Origin of the sequence: Enterococcus italicus DSM 15952 (assembly GCF_000185365.1) — a bacterium.
Lineage (GTDB): Bacteria > Bacillota > Bacilli > Lactobacillales > Enterococcaceae > Enterococcus_G > Enterococcus_G italicus.
The window spans coordinates 1-568 of the sequence record NZ_GL622290.1 but is presented as its reverse complement, the minus strand read 5'-3'; the positions used below and the strand labels follow the sequence as shown (position 1 = coordinate 568).

1 protein-coding gene is annotated in these 568 nt (G+C 26.8%); it reads left to right on the top strand.

Translation table 11 applies throughout. The features are described from left to right. A partial coding sequence (locus tag HMPREF9088_RS12180; RefSeq protein WP_007209396.1) for a hypothetical protein occupies positions 1-436 on the top strand: 436 nt, incomplete at its 5' end. Positions 437-568: the final 132 nt, after the last annotated feature.

Genomic DNA, 568 nt, shown 5'->3' with positions numbered 1-568 from the left:
GAATCAAGAACAAGCAAAATCATTTTTAAGCAGAGTAGAAACTATTGCAAAAGTAAGAGATATGATTTGTAAAGAAGCTGTCAGGAATATGGGATTATATGGTTATGAACATGATTTAACTTTAGAAACAAAGGATTATGTTTTGACTTATAAAATCAATGGAATTGACTGGATTAAAGACAATACTTTAACTGATGCTGATGGAATTGATAGAGCTATTTCTGAAACAGTCAATCAAGTTGAAGAATATGATACTGAAAGAGATTTGTTGTTTAAATTTAGCAATAATCTTAGTAAAAATATGGCTCACAAAAATCAAGGAGATTTGGCAAAACAAGTAATGTTTATTGATTTACCAAGCTTTTTAGAGAAAGCAAAATTAAATAATAATCAAAAATCTAAAGGTATTTTTGGATTCTTGAAAAAATATATTTAGAGGAATTCTAATATAATAATGGGAGGAGGAATATGAAGAAAAATATTGATAACAGGCTTAAAAATGCAAACCAAAAGAAAGTAGAAATGTATAGAGATTGTCTACAAAACATACTTGATAATTTTGTGAAAA